This window comes from Pseudomonas sp. OV546 (assembly GCF_900116845.1).
GTDB lineage: Bacteria > Pseudomonadota > Gammaproteobacteria > Pseudomonadales > Pseudomonadaceae > Aquipseudomonas > Aquipseudomonas petroselini.
The window spans coordinates 265,834-287,567 of record NZ_FPCE01000005.1 but is presented as its reverse complement, the minus strand read 5'-3'; the positions used below and the strand labels follow the sequence as shown (position 1 = coordinate 287,567).

General features: G+C 62.0%; 19 protein-coding genes. 11 read left to right on the top strand and 8 right to left on the bottom strand.

Features of this window, described 5'->3' with window-relative positions; all coding sequences use genetic code 11:
* Positions 1-170: 170 nt before the first annotated feature.
* Positions 171-2,687 carry a phosphoenolpyruvate--protein phosphotransferase gene (gene ptsP, locus BM403_RS14010; RefSeq protein ID WP_093543270.1) on the top strand — a complete coding sequence of 839 codons (2,517 nt, stop codon included), beginning with the start codon at positions 171-173 and terminating at the stop codon, positions 2,685-2,687.
* Positions 2,688-2,689: 2 nt separating this feature from the next.
* Entirely contained in the window at positions 2,690-2,968 is a 279-nt protein-coding gene (locus BM403_RS14005; RefSeq protein ID WP_093543268.1) for a PTS sugar transporter subunit IIB, read from the top strand.
* Between the two features lie 63 nt (positions 2,969-3,031).
* On the opposite strand, the gene mltF is transcribed toward BM403_RS14005, so the two are convergent.
* Entirely contained in the window at positions 3,032-4,492 is a 1,461-nt protein-coding gene (gene mltF, locus BM403_RS14000) for a membrane-bound lytic murein transglycosylase MltF (protein WP_015885718.1), read from the bottom strand.
* A 287-nt stretch (positions 4,493-4,779) separates the two neighbouring features.
* On the opposite strand from mltF, the gene purL reads away from it, so the two are divergent.
* The 5 genes from purL to BM403_RS13975 all read left to right on the top strand — a co-directional run bounded on the left by purL (position 4,780) and on the right by BM403_RS13975 (position 10,533).
* Positions 4,780-8,676 (top strand): phosphoribosylformylglycinamidine synthase, encoded by a 3,897-nt coding sequence (gene purL / locus BM403_RS13995; protein WP_093543266.1) that lies wholly within the window; start codon positions 4,780-4,782, stop codon positions 8,674-8,676.
* A 4-nt stretch (positions 8,677-8,680) separates the two neighbouring features.
* A complete protein-coding gene (locus BM403_RS13990; protein ID WP_015885716.1) occupies positions 8,681-8,992 on the top strand; it encodes a YqfO family protein in 312 nt (103 codons plus the stop codon).
* 331 nt (positions 8,993-9,323) lie between these two features.
* A complete protein-coding gene (locus BM403_RS13985; protein WP_015885715.1) occupies positions 9,324-9,602 on the top strand; it encodes a type II toxin-antitoxin system RelE/ParE family toxin in 279 nt (92 codons plus the stop codon).
* Between the two features lie 14 nt (positions 9,603-9,616).
* Positions 9,617-9,904, top strand: a complete 288-nt coding sequence (locus BM403_RS13980; RefSeq protein WP_010207958.1) for a HigA family addiction module antitoxin — start codon at positions 9,617-9,619, stop codon at positions 9,902-9,904.
* Between the two features lie 365 nt (positions 9,905-10,269).
* On the top strand, positions 10,270-10,533 hold the full coding sequence (locus BM403_RS13975) for a DUF6124 family protein (RefSeq protein ID WP_015885714.1): 264 nt from the start codon (positions 10,270-10,272) through the stop codon (positions 10,531-10,533).
* A 441-nt stretch (positions 10,534-10,974) separates the two neighbouring features.
* Here BM403_RS13975 and nagE read toward each other — a convergent pair whose 3' ends face one another.
* From nagE to BM403_RS13940, 7 genes are all read right to left on the bottom strand, one after another.
* Positions 10,975-12,672 (bottom strand): N-acetylglucosamine-specific PTS transporter subunit IIBC, encoded by a 1,698-nt coding sequence (gene nagE / locus BM403_RS13970; RefSeq protein ID WP_093543264.1) that lies wholly within the window; start codon positions 12,670-12,672, stop codon positions 10,975-10,977.
* Positions 12,673-12,698: 26 nt separating this feature from the next.
* Positions 12,699-15,212, bottom strand: coding sequence for a phosphoenolpyruvate--protein phosphotransferase (gene ptsP / locus BM403_RS13965; protein ID WP_093543262.1), 2,514 nt, complete (start codon positions 15,210-15,212; stop codon positions 12,699-12,701).
* Between the two features lie 36 nt (positions 15,213-15,248).
* Positions 15,249-16,259, bottom strand: a complete 1,011-nt coding sequence (locus BM403_RS13960; protein ID WP_015885711.1) for an SIS domain-containing protein — start codon at positions 16,257-16,259, stop codon at positions 15,249-15,251.
* Positions 16,252-17,358: an N-acetylglucosamine-6-phosphate deacetylase gene (gene nagA, locus BM403_RS13955; RefSeq protein ID WP_015885710.1), complete on the bottom strand. Its 1,107-nt coding sequence runs from the start codon at positions 17,356-17,358 to the stop codon at positions 16,252-16,254. The genes BM403_RS13960 and nagA overlap by 8 nt, the downstream gene beginning before the upstream one ends.
* Before the next feature lie 10 nt (positions 17,359-17,368).
* Positions 17,369-18,127, bottom strand: coding sequence for a GntR family transcriptional regulator (locus BM403_RS13950; protein ID WP_015885709.1), 759 nt, complete (start codon positions 18,125-18,127; stop codon positions 17,369-17,371).
* Positions 18,128-18,389: 262 nt separating this feature from the next.
* Positions 18,390-18,893 (bottom strand): L,D-transpeptidase family protein, encoded by a 504-nt coding sequence (locus tag BM403_RS13945; RefSeq protein ID WP_015885708.1) that lies wholly within the window; start codon positions 18,891-18,893, stop codon positions 18,390-18,392.
* 37 nt (positions 18,894-18,930) lie between these two features.
* Positions 18,931-19,479: an NUDIX hydrolase gene (locus tag BM403_RS13940; RefSeq protein WP_043205844.1), complete on the bottom strand. Its 549-nt coding sequence runs from the start codon at positions 19,477-19,479 to the stop codon at positions 18,931-18,933.
* 146 nt (positions 19,480-19,625) lie between these two features.
* Here BM403_RS13940 and BM403_RS13935 point away from each other — a divergent pair, with 146 nt between their 5' ends.
* The 4 genes from BM403_RS13935 (at position 19,626) to BM403_RS13920 (ending at position 21,709) form a co-directional block, all read left to right on the top strand.
* Entirely contained in the window at positions 19,626-20,228 is a 603-nt protein-coding gene (locus BM403_RS13935; protein ID WP_015885706.1) for a CoA pyrophosphatase, read from the top strand.
* Positions 20,229-20,264: 36 nt separating this feature from the next.
* Complete coding sequence (locus BM403_RS13930) at positions 20,265-20,789, top strand: gamma carbonic anhydrase family protein (RefSeq protein ID WP_093543260.1); 525 nt, start codon at positions 20,265-20,267, stop codon at positions 20,787-20,789.
* Positions 20,786-21,001 carry a DUF1289 domain-containing protein gene (locus tag BM403_RS13925; protein ID WP_093543257.1) on the top strand — a complete coding sequence of 72 codons (216 nt, stop codon included), beginning with the start codon at positions 20,786-20,788 and terminating at the stop codon, positions 20,999-21,001. The genes BM403_RS13930 and BM403_RS13925 overlap by 4 nt, the downstream gene beginning before the upstream one ends.
* A gap of 240 nt (positions 21,002-21,241) precedes the next feature.
* Complete coding sequence (locus tag BM403_RS13920; RefSeq protein ID WP_015885703.1) at positions 21,242-21,709, top strand: VUT family protein; 468 nt, start codon at positions 21,242-21,244, stop codon at positions 21,707-21,709.
* Positions 21,710-21,734 lie beyond the last annotated feature (25 nt).

Genomic DNA, 21,734 nt, shown 5'->3' with positions numbered 1-21,734 from the left:
TGTGAATGCGCTTTGTGTGGGAGCTGGCTTGCCTGCGATGCGGGCGACTCGGTCTTTCAGTAAAACCGAGGCGATGCTATCGCAGGCAAGCCAGCTCCCACATTGGATCGTCGTCATCTTGGGGTTGCATCACCCAATGATTTTTACAGAACAAAACAGCAGGTGAAGTCATGACCCCATCTAAACCCCTGGAACTGCTGGCGCCCCTATCCGGTGTGCTGCTGGCACTGGACAAGGTCCCCGACCCGGTATTCTCCAGTCGCGTGATCGGCGACGGCCTGTGCATCGACCCGACCTCGCAGACCTTGTGTGCCCCGTTGGCTGGGGTGATCAGCAATATCCAGGACAGCGGGCATGCCGTCAGCATCACCGACGACAACGGCGTCCAAGTGCTGCTGCATATCGGCCTGGACACCGTCAACCTGGCAGGCCAGGGCTTCACCCGGCGGGTGCAGGAAGGCCAGCGGGTGGAGGCCGGGCAGGCGCTGATCGAATTCGATGCCGACTACGTGGCACTCAACGCACGCAGTTTGCTGACCTTGATGCTGGTGGTCAGCGGCGAGCCGTTTAGCGTATTGGCAAGCGGTCTTGTGGCGTCCGGCCAGCCACTGTTGCAGTTATCCCCAAGTGAAGCCATTGACGTGATGGACGAGGAGGAGGGCGAGGCACTGTTTTCCAAGCCGCTGACCTTACCCAACGCCAACGGCCTGCACGCTCGCCCAGCGGCGGTATTCGCCCAGGCGGCGAAGGGCTTCAAGGCCAGCATCTACCTGCACAAGCAAACCCAGAGCGCCAACGCCAAGTCGTTGGTGGCGATCATGGCGTTGCAAACGGTGAAGGGCGACACCCTGCAAGTGAGTGCGGCGGGCGAGGATGCCGAGGCGGCGATCAAGGCACTGGTGGCCTTGTTGGCGCAAGGCTGTGGCGAGGCGGTGGCGACCGTTGCCGAACCGGCCGCGACGGTATTGTCGGCGACGTTGCTTAAAGGCGTGTGCGCCTCACCGGGTTCGGCATTTGGCCAGGTGGTTCAGGTGATCGAGCCCGAACTGGCCATTCCTGAACACGGTACGGATGAAGCGACGGAGCGTGCCGCCCTGGCGCGTGGCTTGCTGGCTGCCACCGAGGCCCTGCGAACGTTGCAAGACAAGGCTTGCGGCAGTGCCCAGGCGGAGATTTTCCGCGCTCATCAGGAATTGCTCGAGGACCCGACCTTGCTCGAACAAGCCCACAGTCTGCTGGCTGACGGCAAGAGCGCCGCCTTTGCCTGGAACCGTGCCACGCTCGCCACAGCCAAGCTGTTCCAGGGTTCAGGCAATGCCCTGTTGGCCGAACGTGCGGCAGACTTGGCGGACGTCGGCCAGCGTGTACTGAAGCTGATCCTGGGGATTCAGGACAGCGCCTGGGACTTGCCGGAACGTGCAATCCTGATCGCCGAGCAACTGACGCCTTCGCAGACTGCCAGCCTGGATACCCGCAAAGTGCTGGGGTTCGTCACCGTCGGCGGCGGCGCGACCAGCCATGTCGCGATCCTCGCCCGTGCCCTTGGCCTGCCGGCCATTTGCGGTGTTTCGGCCGACGTGCTGGGGTTGGCCAATGGCAAACAAGTGCTGCTCGACGCCGACAAAGGCGAGCTGCACCTGGAGCCGAACCTGGCCGAGATCGCACACCTGGAGGCCGCGCGCAAACAGCAGGTGCTGCGCCATCAGCGCGACGTGGCGCAGGCGTCGTTACCGGCCACCACCCGCGACGGCCATCACGTCGAAGTCACCGCCAACGTGGCCTCCTTGCAAGAAGTGGAGCACGCCCTGACCCTCGGCGGCGAAGGTGTCGGCCTGTTGCGTTCGGAGTTCCTCTACCTGGACCGCCACCGCGCGCCGAGCCCCGAGGAGCAAGCCGGCACCTACACCGCGATCGCCCGCGCCCTGGGCTCCGAGCGCAACCTGGTAGTGCGCACCCTGGATGTTGGCGGCGACAAACCGTTGGCCTATGTGCCCATGGAGGCTGAGACCAATCCCTTTCTTGGCCTGCGCGGCATTCGCCTGTGCCTGGAACGTCCTGAGCTGCTGCGCGAACAGTTCCGCGCGATCCTCGCCAGTGCCGGGTTTGCGCGGCTGCACATCATGTTGCCGATGGTCAGCCTGCTGTCGGAGCTGCACCAGGCGCGCAAGATCCTTGAAGAGGAAGCGCTGGCGCTGAAGCTCACCGAGTTGCCGAAGCTGGGCATCATGATTGAAGTGCCGTCGGCGGCGCTGATGGCGGACGTGTTCGCCCCCCATGTGGACTTCTTCTCGATTGGCACCAATGACCTGACCCAGTACACGCTGGCCATGGACCGCGACCACCCGCGATTGGCCAGCCAGGCCGACAGCTTCCACCCGGCGGTGCTGCGCTTGATCGCCACCACGGTCAAGGCCGCGCATGCCCATGGCAAGTGGGTCGGTGTGTGTGGCGCGTTGGCGTCCGAAGCGCTGGCCGTGCCGGTGCTGATCGGGCTGGGCGTGGACGAGTTGTCGGTCAGCGTGCCGTTGATCCCCACCATCAAGGCCACCGTGCGCGAGCTGGACCTGGCTGACTGCCAGATCATCGCCCGCCAGGTGTTGGGCCTGGAAGAAGCCTCCCAAGTGCGTGAGGCCCTGCGCCAATATCACGCGGCTACCGTTGAAACCTCACCTGTCGTGGAGCACTGAGCATGTTCGAGAAATTACAGCGGGCGTTCTGGAAGGCGCTGACGCCAGATTTGATTGCAGAGACCGTCACTGCGCCGAAGCAAAGTCTGTTGTCGGCCGACATGCTGAGCGCATTGGGTGGCGCGGATAATCTCAAGTCGCAGCAGCGTGTGGCGCTGACGCGGGTGCGGGTGCAGTTGCAGGACGCGGGGCGGGTGGACGAGGCGGCGTTAAGGGCGGCAGGTGTGTCTGGGGTGATGGTGTTGGCGGGCGGCGTAGTACATCTGCTCACCGGCCTCTAAGCCAGGTGGAGATCCAAATGTGGGAGGGGGCAAACCCCCTCCCACATGAGGTTTGCTGTGTTCTTACAACTGCGGGTTATCTTCCGGCGGCTTGGTCTTGTCCACGCCCGGCACATGCAAGTTGCCTTCGACCACCTGGTTGCCTTCCAACTGCGGCTGGGTCACCCAGGTGAGGATGTCGTAGTAACGCCGGATGTTCGCCACAAAATGCACCGGCTCCCCACCGCGCGCATACCCATAGCGGGTCTTGCTGTACCACTGCTTCTGCGACAGGCGCGGCAGCATCTTCTTCACGTCCAGCCACTTGTTCGGGTTCAGGCCTTCGCGCTTGGCCAAGGTGCGGGCATCTTCCAAGTGGCCGGTGCCGACGTTGTAGGCGGCGAGGGCGAACCAGGTGCGATCCGGCTCAGCGATGCTGTCGTCCAGTTCATCCTTGATCTTGGCGAGGTACTTGGCACCGCCCATGATGCTTTGCTTGGGGTCCAGGCGGTTGGACACGCCCATCGCCTGGGCGGTGTTCTGGGTCAGCATCATCAGGCCGCGCACGCCGGTCTTGGACGTGACGGCCGGCTGCCACAGCGATTCCTGATAGCCAATGGCTGCCAACAGGCGCCAATCGACCTTTTCTTCCTTGGCATAGGCGCGGAAGTGTTTTTCGTACTTGGGCAAACGCTGCTGCAGATGTTGGGCGAAGGTGTAGGCGCCCACATAGCCGAGTACATCGACATGCCCGTAGTAGCGGTCTTTCAGACGCTGCAACGTGCCGTTTTTCTCGACTTTATCCAAGTAACTGTTGATCTCGTTGAGCAGGCTGTTGTCGTCACCGGCGGCGACGGCCCAGCTCTGGTTGCTGGCATTGCCGAGGTCGAATGCCACGCGCACGTTGGGGAAGTACACCTGGTTCATCGCCACTTCGTTGGAGTCGACCAGGGTCAGGTCGATTTGACCCTCGTCCACCATGCGCAGCAGGTCGACGACTTCAACGGCGTCTGATTCTTCGTATTCAATGGCAGGGTTCTGCTTTTTAAGCGCTGCCAGTTGCTCGGCGTGGGTGCTGCCCTTGAGCACCATGATCTTCTTGCCCACCAGGTCCGCCGCATTGGTCGGGCGGGACTGGCCATTGCGATAGATGATCTGCGGGGTGACTTCAAGGTAAGGGTGGGAGAAACGTACCTGCGCCTGGCGCTGTTCACTGCTGACCAGGCCGGCCGCCGCGAGGACCGGGCCGTTGGGCTTGCCCAACTGGCCGAACAGATCGTCGAGGTTGTCGGCGGTCTCGATCTCCAGCTTCACGCCCAGGTCGTCGGCAAAGCGCTTGACCAGTTCGTATTCGAAACCGGTTTCACCGTTGCGGTCCTGGAAATAAGTCGCCGGGCTGTTCCGGGTAACCACCCGCAATACGCCATCCTCCTTGATTCGCTCGAGCGTGCTGGGCTTATCAACACAGGCGCTGAGCATCAGGAAGAGTCCGGTTGCGATGAGCCATTTGGCGCATCGCGGGCGCAAAGCAGTTGGGGAGAACATCTGCGCAGTATACGCAAACGGCCCACGGCGCCATATCTCGACAGCGCGGGACTTGTCTGCTAGCGCCCGAAAAACTGTGCTGTAGCCCGCAGAAACGTGGCTTGGCAGGGGATTGTGACGGTTAAAATAACTGCGCCGAATGCCCACTATGACCCCTCGAAAGGGCTGTAATCCGGCCAACTGACGTTCGGCGCCAGCCACCGGTAGCGTTTCGGGTGCCGTTGGCGACGGTTTACGCTAGAATGCACGGCCTCAAAGCACACCCCCTTCCCGAGGCTGTCCCGAAGATGTTGATCCTGCGCGGCGCTCCTGCCCTTTCTGCCTTTCGCCACAGCAAACTCCTTGAGCAACTGAGCCAGAAGGTTCCAGCGGTTACAGGCCTGTATGCTGAATTTGCTCACTTCGCCGACGTTACCGGCGTGTTGACCGCCGACGAACAGCAAGTGCTGGCGCGCCTTCTGAAGTACGGCCCAAGCGTTCCGGTTCAAGAGCCTAACGGCCGCTTGTTCCTGGTATTGCCGCGGTTCGGCACCATCTCGCCCTGGTCGAGCAAGGCCAGCGATATCGCCCGCAACTGCGGCCTGAACAAAATCCAGCGCCTGGAGCGTGGTATCGCTTTCTACGTCGCCGGCCAGTTCAGCGATGCCGAAGCCGAGCTGATCGCCAGCAGCCTGCACGACCGCATGACCCAGATCATCGTCAGCCAGTTGGAACAGGCTGCCGGCCTGTTCAGCCACGCCGAGCCCAAGCCGCTGACCGCGATTGACGTGCTCGGCGGTGGCCGCGCCGCCCTCGAGAAGGCCAACACCGAGCTGGGCCTGGCCTTGGCCGAAGACGAGATCGACTACCTGGTCAACGCCTTTAGCGGCTTGAAGCGCAACCCGCACGACATCGAACTGATGATGTTTGCCCAGGCCAACTCCGAGCACTGCCGTCACAAGATCTTCAACGCCAGTTGGGACATCGACGGCGAAAGCCAGGAAAAAAGCCTGTTCGGCATGATCAAGAACACCTACGTGATGCACAGCGAAGGCGTTCTGTCTGCTTATAAGGACAACGCTTCGGTGATCGTCGGCTCCGTCGCCGGCCGTTTCTTCCCGGACCCTGAAACCCGCCAGTACGGCGCGGTGCAGGAGCCGGTGCACATCCTGATGAAGGTTGAAACCCACAACCACCCGACCGCGATTGCCCCATTCCCAGGCGCAGCCACCGGTTCCGGCGGCGAAATCCGTGACGAAGGTGCAACCGGCCGTGGCGCGAAGCCCAAGGCGGGCCTCACCGGTTTCACCGTGTCCAACCTGCAGATCCCAGGCTTCGAACAGCCGTGGGAAGTGCCGTACGGCAAGCCTGAGCGCATTGTGACCGCGCTGGACATCATGATCGAAGGCCCACTGGGCGGCGCCGCCTTCAACAACGAGTTCGGGCGTCCGGCGCTGACCGGTTACTTCCGTACCTTCGAACAGTCCATCACCACCCCGCGTGGCGATGAAGTGCGCGGTTACCACAAGCCAATCATGTTGGCCGGCGGCATGGGCAACATCCGCGAAGAACACGTCAAGAAAGGCGAGATCCTGGTCGGCTCCAAGCTGATCGTACTCGGCGGCCCGGCGATGTTGATCGGCCTGGGCGGCGGCGCAGCTTCCTCCATGGCCACCGGCACCAGCTCGGCAGACCTGGACTTCGCGTCCGTACAGCGCGAAAACCCTGAGATGGAGCGTCGCTGCCAGGAAGTCATCGACCGCTGCTGGCAGTTGGGTGACAAGAACCCGATCAGCTTCATCCACGACGTCGGCGCCGGTGGTTTGTCCAACGCCTTCCCGGAACTGGTCAACGATGGCGACCGTGGTGGCCGTTTCGAACTGCGCAACATTCCAAACGACGAGCCGGGCATGGCCCCGCACGAAATCTGGAGCAACGAATCCCAGGAACGCTACGTACTGGCCGTCGGCCCTGAAGACTTCGCGCGCTTCCAGGCCATCTGCGAACGCGAGCGCTGCCCGTTTGCCGTGGTCGGCGAAGCCACTGCCGAGCCGCAGTTGACCGTTACCGACAGCCACTTCGGCAACAGCCCGGTGGACATGCCGCTCGAAGTGCTGCTGGGCAAAGCCCCACGCATGCACCGTTCGGCGGTACGTGAAGCCGAACTGGGCGATGACTTCGACCCAAGCACGCTGGAATTGGCCGACAGCATCGAACGTGTGCTGCACCACCCGGCCGTGGCGAGCAAAAGCTTCCTGATCACCATCGGCGACCGCACCATCACCGGCCTGGTGGCCCGTGACCAAATGGTCGGCCCGTGGCAGGTTCCCGTGGCTGACGTTGCCGTCACCGCCACCAGCTTCGACGTCTACACCGGTGAAGCCATGGCCATGGGCGAGCGCACGCCGCTGGCCCTGCTGGACGCTCCGGCGTCGGGCCGGATGGCCATTGGTGAAACCCTCACCAACATCGCCGCGTCGCGCATTGGTAAATTGTCCGACATCAAACTGTCGGCCAACTGGATGTCGGCAGCCGGTCACCCAGGCGAAGATGCACGCCTGTATGACACCGTCAAAGCGGTCGGCATGGAATTGTGCCCTGAGCTGGGTATCACCATTCCGGTGGGCAAGGACTCCATGTCCATGGCCACCCGTTGGAACGAAGACGGCACCGACAAGAGCGTCACTTCGCCGCTGTCGCTGATCGTCACCGGTTTCGCACCGGTCACCGACATCCGCCAGACCCTGACCCCGCAATTGCGCATGGACAAGGGCACCACCGACCTGATCCTGATCGACCTGGGCCGTGGCCAGAACCGCATGGGCGCCTCGATCCTGGCACAGACCCATGGCAAGCTCGGCAAACACGCGCCGGACGTCGATGACGCCGAAGACCTCAAAGCCTTCTTCGCCGTGATCCAGGGCCTCAACGCCGACGGTCACTTGCTGGCCTACCACGACCGTTCCGATGGCGGCTTGCTGACCAGCGTCGTCGAGATGGCCTTCGCCGGTCACTGCGGCCTGAACATCGTGCTCGACAGCGTTGCCGAGGATGCCTCCGAAATCAACGGCATCCTGTTCAACGAAGAGTTGGGCGCAGTGATCCAGGTTCGCCAGGACGCTACCCCGGACGTGCTTGCACAATTCAGCGCCGCTGGCCTGGACGACTGCGTCGCGGTGATCGGCCAGCCGATCAACAACGGCGAGATCAACATCTCGTTCAACGGCGACACCGTGTTTGCCGGCCAGCGCCGCTTGCTGCAACGCCAGTGGGCCGAGACCAGCTACCAGATCCAACGCCTGCGCGACAACGCCGACTGCGCCGAGCAGGAATTCGACGTGATCCTGGAAGAAGACAACCCGGGCCTGAGCACCAAGCTCAGCTTCGACGTCAACCAGGACATCGCCGCGCCTTACATCAAGAAAGGCATTCGCCCACAGGTTGCCGTACTGCGTGAGCAGGGCGTCAACGGCCAAGTGGAAATGGCGGCCGCGTTCGACCGCGCCGGCTTCAATGCGATCGACGTGCACATGAGCGACATCCTCGCCGGTCGCGTTGACCTCAATGAGTTCAAAGGCCTCGTCGCCTGCGGTGGTTTCTCCTACGGCGACGTGCTGGGTGCCGGTGAAGGCTGGGCCAAATCGGCCCTGTTCAACAGCCGTGCCCGTGATGCGTTCCAGGGTTTCTTCGAACGCAACGACAGCTTCACCCTGGGTGTGTGCAACGGTTGCCAGATGATGTCCAACCTCAGCGAACTGATCCCAGGCAGCGAGTTCTGGCCGCACTTTGTGCGCAACCGTTCCGAGCAGTTCGAAGCCCGTGTTGCCATGGTGCAGGTGCAGGAGTCCAACTCGATCTTCCTGCAAGGCATGGCCGGTTCGCGCATGCCAATCGCCATCGCCCACGGTGAAGGCCATGCCGAGTTCGCCAGCGAAGAGGCCCTGCTTGAGGCTGACCTGTCCGGCACCGTTGCCCTGCGTTTCGTCGACAACCATGGCAAGGTCACCGAGACCTACCCGGCCAACCCGAACGGCTCGCCGCGCGGGATCACCGGCCTCACCAGCCGCGACGGCCGCGTGACCATCATGATGCCGCACCCGGAGCGTGTATTCCGCGCCGTGCAGAACTCGTGGCGCCCGGAAGAGTGGGACGAGGACGGCGCCTGGATGCGCATGTTCCGCAACGCCCGCGTGTGGGTGAACTAAGGCCGTGTACAAGCTCAGCTTCTTCGTGCCCGACAGCCACGTGGAGACGGTGAAAACCGCCGTCTTCGCAGCTGGCGGCGGGCGCATCGGCAACTACGACAGCTGCGCCTGGCAAGTGCTGGGCCAGGGCCAATTCCGCGCGTTGGACGGCAGCCAGCCGTTTATTGGGCAGGTGGGCCAGGTTGAAGTGGTTGAGGAATGGAAGGTTGAGCTGGTGGTGGCGGATGAGTTGATTGTGGCTGTCGTGGCTGCACTCAAGCTTAGCCATCCGTATGAGACACCGGCGTATGAGGTGTGGCAGCTGGCGGATTTTTGATCTGTTGGCTGTAGAAACAAGAAACCCGCTGGGCCAGTTTGGTCAGCGGGTTTTTTGTTGGCTGTAAGGGCCAATCGCAGGCAAGCCAGCTCCCACATTCGACCGCGTTTATCCTGAAGGAATGCAGTCGAATGTGGGAGCGGGCTTGCTCGCGAAGGCGTTGGGACAGGCGCGTCAGATCTTTCCCACAGGCCTTTCAGGTTGTCCCTCGGAACCCATCTCCCTAGCCTCCCTGCTTTGCATTTTCTCAGTGGTGGAATGTTATGAGTCTGACGACCAGAACTGATATGCGGCTATTGCATGGCGTGATGTATCACATCACAATCGCGCCATGATCGTTAGTTGGAAACATAAAGGCCTTCGCATCTTTTATGAAACGGGCTCAACGAAAGGGATCAATGCCAACCACGTGAATCGCTTGCGCCGTGTCTTGCTGATTTTAGACAGCGCGATTCATTGGAGCGATCTGGAACTGCCAGGTTGGCGCTTCCATCGCTTGAAGGGGGATCTTGTCGACTACTGGTCAGTGAGCATCAGTGGTAACTGGCGCATCATTTTTCGCATGTATGACGATCAAGTCGAGCTGGTCGACTATCTGGATTACCACTGAGAAGGGGTCTGTTTATGGGTATGCACAATCCTCCTCACCCAGGGGAAATACTGCTTGAGGATGTCATTCCCGGGCTGGGAATGACGATCACTGAAGTTGCTCGCCGCCTGGGTTTCGCTAGGGAAACCTTTTCAAGAATTCTTCATGGGCATGCGCCTGTTAGCCCTGATCTAGCTGTGCGGCTTGAGCGCGCGGGCATCAGCAAGGCCCAGATGTGGCTCTCAATGCAGAGCAGTTATGACCTGTGGCAGGCAGAGCATAGAGAACAGCCTGTTATTGAGCGGTTTGCTCGGATTGAGTAACCGAGATTAAAGCGCCCGGCTTTGGCCGGGTTTTCGTTGCCTGCGATGGCGTCGGTACAGGCGCCTCAGAGATTTCCTACAAGCCTTTCAGGTTGTCCCTCGGAACTCACCTCACTAACCTTTTCCCGTCGCTGCCAATTCAGTGACCGGGACTGCAAGCCCGCCGATAATTTGTTAGTGCTGAACAGCGCACCTATAATCATGCCGCTTTCATAAAGCGGTTATTGATTCATGGTGGCTGTGTGCGGGAGACCCTCGGGTCTGCCGAGGTTCCTAACAACTCGGTCTTGCAGACCCGTACACAGCTGCCACCCATCATCTGCAAGTGATGTCGGTAGCTCCCACTTTTTGTTAGGAGTTTTACCATGATCAAAAACAGTCCAAATCCTCCATCTGATTCTCAGCCCGCCGACCAACTCTTCACTGTACTACCCAACTTGAACAGCGAAACCCTGCTCGCCAATGCTTCCCAAGACCTGGCATCAGTCCAGGCACTGGCGGGCAATCTGGCGTTTGACGTCGACGGCCCCCAGCGTGATGCGGTGCTGGGGATTCATCGAATGGTGGAAGGTATCCAGTTGATGGTCGATCGGGTGTTGGACCTACAGGAAGTGCCGATCAGCAACTGAATACATCACACCCTGTGGCGAGGGAGCTTGCTCCCGTTGGGGGGCGAAGCGCCCCCAAAACCTGCCACAGCGTTCTGTCTGAAAAAAGGGGTGTTCTGAACAAGGGGCTGCTACGCAGCCCAGCGGGAGCAAGCTCCCTTGCCACAGGGGGATCAGGCGTTGATTGGGCGGGTCACCAACCGCTCCAGCGCCTCACTCAACCCGGAGGCCTTATCACCAATCAACAGGTGCCAAGCACCGCTTTCCAGCTGGCTGACACCTTGGCAACGCAGTGTCGGTCAGTAAATGAATACATCACACTCTGTGGCGAGGGAGCTTGCTCCCGTTGGGGGGCGAAGCGCCCCCAAAACCTGCCACAGCGTTCTGTCTGAAAAAATGGGTGTTCTGAACAAGGGGCTGCTACGCAGCCCAGCGGGAGCAAGCTCCCTCGCCACAGGGGGATCAGGCGTTGATTGGGTGGGTAACCAACCGCTCCAGCGCCTCACTCAACCCGGATGCCTTGTCACCAATCAACAGGTGCCAAACACCGCTTTCCAGCTGGCTCACCCCTTGGCAACCCAGTGCAGTGAGATCAGCTTCGGACAACCCCGAATCATCCCCCAACTCCACCCGCAACCGGGTCATCGCCACGGCTTCCAGCTGCCGCACATTCCCCCGGCCGCCCAAGGCACTCAGCCATTTCTCGGCTTCCTGCACATTCACCGCCAGCTGCTTATTCACAGGCGCAACCGTCATAGGTGCACTGACAACAAACGACGGCATGGCCAAGCGAATCTCATCGGCAATGCTATCGGCCATCGGCCCGACCACCACCTGCAAACTTCCGCCGTTGCCTGGCCGCACTACCGCCATGGCACCCAGGGCTTTCAGCTCCGCGTCCACCGCCTTGTTGCGATCCACCATGTCCAACCGCAGGCGTGTGGTGCAGGCGCCGACGCTCAGCAGATTCTCTGCGCCGCCCAGGGCTTGGATGTATGCCGTGGCCCGCTGGTTATCCGTCATCACCTCAGCCTGCACCACCTGGATATCTTCCCGGCCCGGCGTCTTCAGGTTGAAGCGACGAATGCAGTAGTTGAACACGCTGTAGTAGACCACCGCGTAGGCCAACCCCACCGGGAACACCAGCCAGCCATTGGTGGACTTGCCCCAACCCAGCACCATGTCGATAAACCCACCGGAGAAGGTAAAGCCCAGGTGGATATTCAGCATATTGGTGACAGCCATCGACAGGCCCGTCAGCACGGCGTGAATCAGGTACAAAAACGGCGCAAGAAACATAAACGCAAATTCAATCGGCTCAGTCACCCCGGTCAAGAACGAGGTCAGCGCCATCGACAGGAAAATCCCACCCATCACCTTGCGTCGTTCCGGCAATGCATTGCGGTACATCGCCAAACACGCAGCTGGCAGGCCGAACAGCATCACTGGGAACATGCCGGTCATGAACTGGCCGCCTTTGGGGTCGCCTGCAAAGTAGCGGGTCAGGTCACCGGTCACGACCGCCCCGGTCACCGGGTCGGTAAAGGTGCCAAACACAAACCACGCCATGTTGTTGAGGATATGGTGCAGGCCGGTAACGATCAGCAGGCGGTTGAACACGCCGAACACAAACGCCCCCAGGCTGCCGCTTTCCATCAGCAAGACGCCGAAGCTGTTGATGCCATGCTGGATCGGCGGCCAGATCAAACCAAAGATCACGCCCAAGCCGACCGCCGAAAACCCGGTGACAATCGGTACAAAACGTCGCCCACCAAAGAACGCCAGGTACTCCGGCAGTTTGATGTCCTTGAAGCGGTTATACAGCCCGCCTGCCATCAAGCCGCTGGCGATCCCGGCGAGCATGCCCATGTTGATGGTGGTGTCCATCACCTTGAGCGTGGAGACCATCACCAGGTAACCAATCGCCCCGGCCAGTCCCGCCGTGCCGTTGTTGTCGCGGGCGAAACCCACGGCAATGCCGATGGCGAAGATCAGCGCCAGGTTGGCGAAGATCGCCTGCCCGGCATCGTGCATCACCGCGATGTTCAGTAGGTCGGTGTCGCCCAGGCGTAGCAGCAGGCCGGCGATCGGCAGGATTGCGATCGGCAGCATCAGCGCGCGGCCGAGGCGTTGCAGGCCTTCGATGAAGTGTTGGTACATGGCGTGTCTCCCTATTCTTGTTGTTTTCAGCTCAGCGGCCAGTGGTGTTGACAGGCTTGGCGAACGGCCTTGGCACTGCTCAGGTCGAGCAGGCCCTGGCTCAGTTGCCGGCATTGCGCCGCATCCAGGTGGCGGACGCGGTCCTTGATTTCGCCGATCTGCAGCGGGCTGACGGACAGCTCGCTGACCCCCAGGCCAACCAGCACCGGTGTGGCCAGCGGGTCGGATGCCAGGGCGCCACACACGCCGACCCAACGCCCGTGTTTCGCAGCGCCCGCGCAGGTTTGGGCGATCAGTCGCAGCAGCGCCGGGTGCAACGCATCGACGCGGGCGGCGAGGCCGGCGTGGTCGCGGTCCATCGCCAGGGTGTACTGGGACAGGTCATTGGTGCCGATGGACAGGAAGTCTGCATACCGCGCAAGCTGCTCGGCCATCAGTGCAGCGGCGGGCACTTCGATCATCACGCCCAGTTCGGGGCGCTGGGTCAGCTCCAACTCCACGCACAGCTCATCCAGGCGTTGGCGGATGTGCAGCAGTTCATCGACCTCGCTGACCATCGGCAGCAGGATCCGGCAGCGCGCCAGCGGACTGACTTGCAGCAGGGCGCGCAGTTGCTGGTCGAGCACGTCAGGGCGCACCTGGGCCAGGCGAATGCCACGCAGGCCCAGCACCGGGTTGGCTTCGACGGGCAGCGGCAGGTAGTCGAGTTGCTTGTCGCCACCCACGTCGATGGTGCGGATGATCACTGACTTGTCACCCATGGCATCCAGCACGGCTTGGTAGGCGTGGCGTTGTTCCTGTTCATCGGGCGCGGTGCGGCGGTCGACGAAGAGAAATTCGGTGCGCAGCAGGCCGACGCCATCGGCACCGTTTTCAAAAGCAACCTGGGCTTCGGCGCTGGAGGCGACATTCGCGGCGACCTCAATGCTCACACCGTCGGTGGTGTGAGCGGGTTGTTGGGCTTGGGCCTGTTGCTGCTGGCGCCGCAACTTTTGCGCGTCGCGAATCTGGTGCACTTCAGCGTGGCGCGCATCGCTGGGGGCCAGTTCCAGGCGACCGTTGGCGGCGTCCAGCACCACGCGTTGGCCCTGGGGCACGTCGAGTACGTCGGCGCCCAACGCCACTACGCAAGGCAGGCCTTTACCCCGAGCCAAAATGGCTACGTGAGAAGTGGCGCCGCCTTCGGCCATGCAGAGGCCGACGGCGTGTTGCGCACTCAGTTGCAGCAGGTCAGACGGCGTCAGTTCATGGGCGCTGACAATCGCCCCGGCCGGCAATTCGAAGTGCCAGGCTTCACCCAGCAATGCGCGCAGCACCCGTTGTTGCAGGTCACGCAGGTCATTGGCGCGCTCGGCGAACAGCGGTTTGCCCAGGGCCAGCAGCACTGCGCATTGCGCCTGGATTGCATCGCGCCAGGCATGGGTAGCCGCGCTGCCTTGTTCAATCGAGCCGGTCGCAGCTTCGAGCAAATTAGGGTCTTCCAGCAGCGCGAGGTGGGCGGCGAAGATGTCCTCTTCCTCGGTGTTCTTGCGCTGGCGGGCGTGGTCGAGGGTGCTGCGGATTTCGCTGCGCACTTGCTCCAAGGCCGCGTCCAGACGCTGCAGTTGCTCATCGGCAGAGTGGTTGCCGGTGTCGGCAGGCAGCTCGATGCCGGTCAGGCGGAACAGCGGCCCGCACACCAGGCCCGGCGCAGCACACACGCCTTGCAACACACCGACTTCGGTATTCGCCCGGCGCGGCGCGGGGGCTGCGGCGGGGGCGTGGTGTTCTTCTTTAATGACGGCGGACAAGGCCGCGACCAACGCCTGCAGCGCCGCCTCAGCGTCCTTGCCACGACAGCTCACACGGACCTCATTACCTTCACCAATGCCCAGGCCCATCAAGCCAATCAGGCTGTCGCACGACGCCGACTTGTCGCCAAAATGCAGTTGCGCCTGACTGCTGAAACCCTGCGCGGCCTTGCGCACTAATGCCGCCGGACGCGCATGCAATCCGCCCCGATGGGTAATGCGTACGCTGGCGCTGGCTTCACCTGCCGAGTTATCCACAGGCGTTTCAGCCGACGCCGCCGGACGCGCCACGATCTGCAACAACGGCTCGCCGACCTTGACCGTTCGCCCGGCAAGCGCACGCAATTCGAAGCGCTCGCCATTGGTCAGGATGATCAGGCTGACCAGGCTCTTGCACTGGCGCGCAATCCGGTCCAGGTCAAACTGAACCAGGGCTTGGCCCTGGCTCACCCGCGCGCCGTTCTTCACCAGCAAGGCAAACCCCTCGCCATTCAGTTCCACCGTATCGATGCCCACATGCATCAACACCTCGGCACCGTTCTTGGCGCGGATCGTCAGGGCGTGCCCGGTGCGCGCGACGTGGATGATTTCCCCGTCAAACGGCGCGTGCAGGCAATCATTCAGCGGGTCGATGGCAATGCCGTCGCCCATGGCGCCACTGGCGAACACGTCGTCGGGAACATTGCCCAGGGTCAGTACCGGCCCGCTGAGGGGGGCGCAGAGGGTCAGATCATTATTGTTGTTGGACATGGGCACGGTACTCATCAGGAAAACACGGCACTCGACTCAGTGAGTGCGAGTGACTTTGCTCAGGTGGCGCGGTTGGTCCGGGTCCATGCCCCGGGCGACCGCCAGGCCTGCGGCCATCACGTAGAAACTCTGGATCGCCAGGATCGGGTCCAGGCTCGGGTGTTCGGCGCGGCTCAAAGTCAGGTCGCGTTCGGCGATATCGTCCGGCGCGGCCAGCAACACGCGGGCGCCGCGTTGGCGCATGTCGGCGGCCAGGCTCAGCAGGCCGGCTTGCTCGGCGCCGCGTGGGGCGAATACCAACAGCGGATAGTTATCGCCAATCAACGCCATCGGCCCGTGGCGCACTTCGGCGCTGCTGAACGCTTCGGCCTGGATCGCCGAGGTTTCCTTGAGCTTGAGCGCGGCTTCCTGGGCGATGGCAAAGCCGGCGCCTCGGCCGATGACCATCAATTGCTGGCAATCGCGCAGGGCGTCGATGGCTGTGGTCCAATCCTGCTTGGCGGCTGTACGCAGCTCGTCGGGCAGGGCGCGGCAGGCTTCGAGCAAATCGGCTTCCTGGTTCCAGTGGCCGATCAACAACGCGCTGGCGCTGAGGGTGGCGATAAAGCTTTTGGTGGCGGCCACGCTGTGTTCCGGCCCGGCGCACAGCGGTATATGAAACTCGCAGGCGGCTTCCAAGGGCGAATCTTCGGCGTTGACCAGCGAAACGCTCAAGGCGCCACGTTTACGCAGCAGGCGCAGGCTGTTGACCAGGTCCGGGCTCTGCCCCGATTGGGAGAACCCAAATGCGACCTGGCCGCTGACTTTCATCGGCGCTTGCAACAAGGTCACCACGGACATGGGCAATGACGCGACCGGAATGCCCACATGTTGCATGGCCAAGTACGCGAAGTAGCTGGCGGCATGGTCCGAGCTGCCACGGGCGATGGTCATCGCCACTTGCGGCGGCTGGCGGCGCAGGCGGCCGGCGACTTCCTCCAGCAACGGGTCCAGGCGTTGCAGCTGCGCCGCGACGGCGTCGCAGGAGGCCAGGGCCTCTTCAAGCATTTTTGAAGTCAATGGTTTCTCCTTCGACCATTACGTCGGTGAGTGTCAGGGAGCGGTCCAGGCGCACGCAGTCGGCAAAACTGCCGGGTTGCAGGCGGCCGCGTTCTTCCAGGCCCAGGTAGTCCGCAGGAAATTGCGACAGGCGTTGTGAGGCTTCGCTGATGGGCAGGCCGATCTTCACCAGGTTGCGCAGCGCCTGGTCCATGGTCAGCGTGCTGCCGGCCAGGGTGCCGTCGGCCAGGCGCACCCCGCCCAGGCATTTGGTCACGGTGTGGCTGCCCAGCTTGTATTCGCCATCGGGCATGCCGGCGGCGGCGGTGGAGTCGGTGACGCAGTACAGGCAGGGGATCGCGCGCAGTGCCACGCGCATGGCGCCGGGGTGGACGTGCAGCAGGTCGGGGATCAATTCGGCGTACTGGGCGTGCGCCAGCGCGGCGCCGACGATGCCGGGCTCGCGGTGATGCAGCGGGCTCATGGCGTTGTACAAATGGGTGAAGCTGGTGGCACCGGCGGCGAGGGCGGCGACGCCTTCTTCATAGCTGCCCAGGGTGTGGCCGATCTGCATGCGCACGCCGCGTTCGCTGAGGGCGCGGATCAGCGCATCGTGGCCGGCGATTTCCGGCGCGATGGTGATCACCCGGATCGGCGCCAGGCGCAGGTAGGCTTCCACTTCGGCCATCAACGCGGTGTGGGCGAAGTTAGGTTGGGCGCCGAGTTTGCCTGGATTGATGTAGGGACCTTCCAAGTGCACGCCGAGCACACGGGCGCTGCCTGTAGGACGTTGCTCGCAGAAGGTGCCGAGCTGGCCGAGCACGCGGGAGATTTCATCCACCGGTGCCGTCATGGTGGTGGCCAGCAGCGAGGTGGTGCCGAAACGCACATGGGTGCGGGTGATGGTCTCGAAGGCCTCAACGCCTTCCATGATGTCCTTGCCGCCACCGCCGTGCACATGCAAGTCGATAAAACCGGGCAGCAAGTAGGGCAAGTCGTTGTCAGCCGGGTCGCACGGCGTGCCTTCGATGGCGACGACCTTGCCGTGCTCGTGCACCAGGCGGCCGCGAATCCAGCCGCTGGGCGTGAGGATGTTGTCTTCGGACATGGGCAGTTCTCTAAATTCGCAGTTCAGCGGAATAGTCATGGCGGCGCAGTTCTGCGACGAAGTCGTAGTAGTCGTTGCGGCAGTAGGTGTCGGTGATTTCAATCGGCGTGTTGTCGGCGGTGTAGCCGACCCGGGTCATCAGCAGCATGGCGGTGCCGGGAGCAATGCCTACCAGCTTGGCGAACTCATCCGAGGCATTAATGGCCTGGATGTGCTGCAGGGCACGCACCACAGGCTTACCGATGCTTTCCAGGTATTCGTACAGCGAATTGCCGATGGCTTGCGGGTGGGGCAGCACTGAAGCGGGCATGGCGGTCATTTCAATCGCCATGACCGTGTCATCGGCTTTGCGCAGCCGTTTGAGGCGCGCCACTTTGTCGGTAGGCGACAGACCCAGGCGGATCAGCTCTTCGTGGGTCGGCGGGGTGATATCGCGCTCCAGCCACTGGGAGGTGGGGACAAAACCCTTCAGCCGCAGCATCTCGCTGAAGCCCGACAGGCGTGACAGCGGTTGTTCCAGGCGCGGCGTGATAAACGTGCCGGAGCCTTGGCTGCGGCGGATGAGGCCTTGGGCAAACAGCACTTCCAGCGCTTTACGCGCAGTCACTCGCGAAATACTCAACTGCTCGCTGAGGGCGCGCTCCGACGGCAGTGCCTGTTCGGATTTCCACTGGCCGGCATGGATCGCCGCTTCGAGGTTGCGCGCCAGTTGCAGGTACAGCGGCGTGGATTGTTTGTCGTCGGGACGCAGCGTCAGGATGGGGTTCATCTGTGAGGTTTCCGATGCGGTTATTGGAGTGTTGTCGCCCGGTGTGGGCCGGAAATTAATACCACTTAAATACCATGTCAATGCTGCCAAAACGGTGCAAGCACCGGTTTTAGGGCGCTCTATTGGTGCCTGGTATCAAGTGGTATTAGAGAGGTCTTTATCGCGCGCAGAAGTGCGCAGCCCGCACGGTGAACTGGTATTCACCGGCAGGCGCTGCCAGGGGCAGGAATTATTTTCAGATTATTTTACGAACGGTACGAGATTACGGCCGAATCTCGATCAGGGTGCCGTCTTTGACCAGGGTCCAGACTTCACGCATATCCACATTGCGCATGCCGATGCAGCCGTCGGTCCAGTCCAGGGTGTGGAACCACTGCTCCGGGTAATCCTCGGTGTCGGGGGTGCCGTGGATCATGATCATGCTGCCCGGCTTCACGCCTTCGCGGCGGGCGCGGGCGGCGTCGCTGATATTCGGGTAGGAGATGTGCATGGCCAGGTTGAAGCGCTCGCTGGTCTTGCGCCAGTCGATCCAGTACAGGCCCTCCGGCGTGCGGCGGTCGCCCTCGATCAACTTGTGGCCCTTGGGGTTTTTGCCCAGGGAAATACGGTAGGTCTTGAAGGGCTTGCCGTCGTTGATCAACTGCAGCTGGTGGGCGGACTTGAGCACCAGGACTTTTTCGACGGTTTTACCGCCCAGGGTTTCCACGGTGGAGGCCGATGACAGGGTAACGAACGACAGGCAGATAAGAGCAAGCAACCAACGCATTGAAACGGTATCCCTTTAAAGGCCATCTGCCGGAGTGTTATGGGGTGGGCTTGCCCATTGGCGGCACGGCCTCGCTGCGCACCGGGAACGACTGTTGCCGACGGTCAGCGAAAAAGTATTCTAGGGTACGCCCCACGGTGCGGAAAGCCAGCTCGGACCAAGGGATGTCGGCTTCGTCGAACAACTGCACTTCAAGGCTTTCGGGGCCGGCGGCGTAGTCCAGGTCCACCAGCTCGGCGCGGTAGAAGATATGCACCTGGTTGATGTGCGGCACATCGATCAGCGTGTAGAGGCTCAGGTTGTGCACGCGGGCGCAGGCTTCTTCCAGGGTTTCGCGGGCGGCGGCCTGTTGCACCGTCTCGCCGTTCTCCATAAACCCTGCGGGCAGGGTCCAGTAACCCAGGCGCGGCTCGATGGCGCGGCGGCACAGCAGCACTTTATCGCCCCACACCGGTACGGTGCCGGCGACGATATTGGGGTTCTGGTAGTGGATGGTCGAGCAGTGATCACACACAAAGCGCAGGCGGCCGTCGCCTTCGGGGATGCGTTGGGTAACCGGTTTACCGCACTGGCTGCAGAAATTCATGCTGGGGTTCCTGGAAAGTGCGTCTATCTTGGCGTGACGGGCAGGGCGCTGCAAGTTGTCGTTTAGCGACACTGCGCGGGTTTTGGGGTTGGGCACCCGCACGCTTTGGTGCATGATGCAAGGTAGCCAACAGACCGAGATGACTCATGCTGGACGAGCTACTTCGCCGGGTAAGCAATCACACGCCGCATACGCTGGAAACGGACGGACGTTTCCCCGAGGCCGCTGTATTGGTGCCGATTACCCGCAGTGACGAACCTGAGCTGATCCTGACCCTGCGCGCCAGCGGCCTGTCGACCCATGGTGGCGAAGTGGCCTTCCCCGGCGGCCGCCGCGACCCCGAAGACCCGGACCTGATCTTCACCGCGCTGCGCGAGGCCGAAGAAGAAATTGGCCTGCCGCCTGGGCTGGTCGAAGTGATCGGCCCCCTGAGCCCGTTGATCTCCCTGCATGGCATTCGCGTCACGCCGTATGTGGGCGTTATCCCCGATTACGTCGAATACCTGGCCAACGATGCCGAGATTGCCGCCGTTTTCAGCGTGCCGTTGGACTTCTTCCGACAGGATCCGCGCGAACATACCCATCGGATTGATTACCAGGGCCGCAGTTGGTACGTGCCCAGCTATCGGTTCGGCGAATACAAGATTTGGGGGCTGACGGCAATCATGATCGTCGAGCTGATCAATCTGCTCTATGACGACGCTCAGATCAGCCTGCATCAGCCGCCCAAGAGCTTCATCAATACCTAAGCCATCGCTTGAATGGCAATGCCGTGAGGGAAAACCATGAAATACCGCCTGGGCGACGCCCGTGTCGAGACTCATCCACAGAGCTGGGTGGCACCGAATGCCACACTGGTGGGCAAGGTCAAGCTGGAGGAGGGCGCCAACGTCTGGTTCAACGCGGTGCTGCGTGGCGACAACGAACTGATCCTGATCGGCAAGAACAGTAACGTGCAGGACGGTAGCGTCATGCACACCGACATGGGCTACCCGCTGACCCTGGGCACCGGCGTGACCATTGGTCATAACGCCATGTTGCATGGTTGCACTGTCGACGATTACAGCCTGATCGGCATTAATGCTGTGATCCTTAACGGCGCGAAGATCGGCAAACATTGCATCATCGGCGCCAACTCGCTGATCGGCGAAGGCAAGGAAATCCCGGATGGTTCGCTGGTGATGGGCTCGCCGGGCAAGGTAGTGCGTGAACTGACCTACGCGCAAAAACGCATGCTCGAAGCCAGCGCTGCGCACTATGTGCACAACTCGCAGCGTTATGCGCGTGACCTGGTTGAGCAGGAAGCATGAACCCCATTGAACGCCCCGTCGCCTCGCCGTGCGTGAGCATTTGCGCGCTGGACGATGACGACATATGCACCGGCTGCCAGCGTACGGTGGATGAGATCACACGTTGGAGCCGCATGGACAATGCCGAGCGCCGGGTGGTGTTGGGGTTGTGCCATGAGCGGGCGGTGGCGAGTGGGTTGGTGTTTATGGTCTCCGGGGAATCCGGTGCCTGATTTGTAGTGAGCGGGCTTGCCCCGCGCTGGGTGGCGAAGCCGCCCCAAACCCAGGCACTCAGTTCTAACTGGGAAAACTCAGTGCCTGAAATGGGGCGGCTTCGCCACCCAGCGCGGGGCAAGCCCGCTCACCACAAGAAGCCTGCTCACCACAGCAAGCCCGTTCACCACAAGAGGTCCGCTCGCTACAAGGGTTGCTGTGAAGTACCCTGTGCGGCATCACCCACAGGTCCGTCCTCCATGCTCTTCCTGATCGCCTACATCAGCAGCGTCGTGCTGATCAACTTCGCCTTCTCCACCGCCCCGCACCTGGACGTCATCTGGTCCGCCTGGGGTGGCCTGGTCTTCATCTTGCGCGACATGGTGCAAACCCGCTTCGGCCACGGTGCAATCATTGCCATGCTGGCGGCGCTGGTGCTGTCGTATGTCACGTCCGACCCGGCCATTGCCCTGGCCAGCGCCACGGCGTTCGCAGTGTCCGAGTGCATCGACTGGTTGGTGTTCAGTATCACCAAGCGCCCGCTGCACGATCGCCTGTGGATAAGTTCAGCACTGAGTATTCCCCTCGACACGTTTATCTTCTTCGGCCTGATCGGCGCGCTCACCCCGGCCGTGGCGGGCACCGCGCTGGTATCGAAATTCGCCGGGGTCACGGTGGTGTGGCTGATCATGGCTTGGCGAATCCGCAAGCGGGCCGTCGCCAACTGAGGCCAATTTTTACAGTTCATGTAAA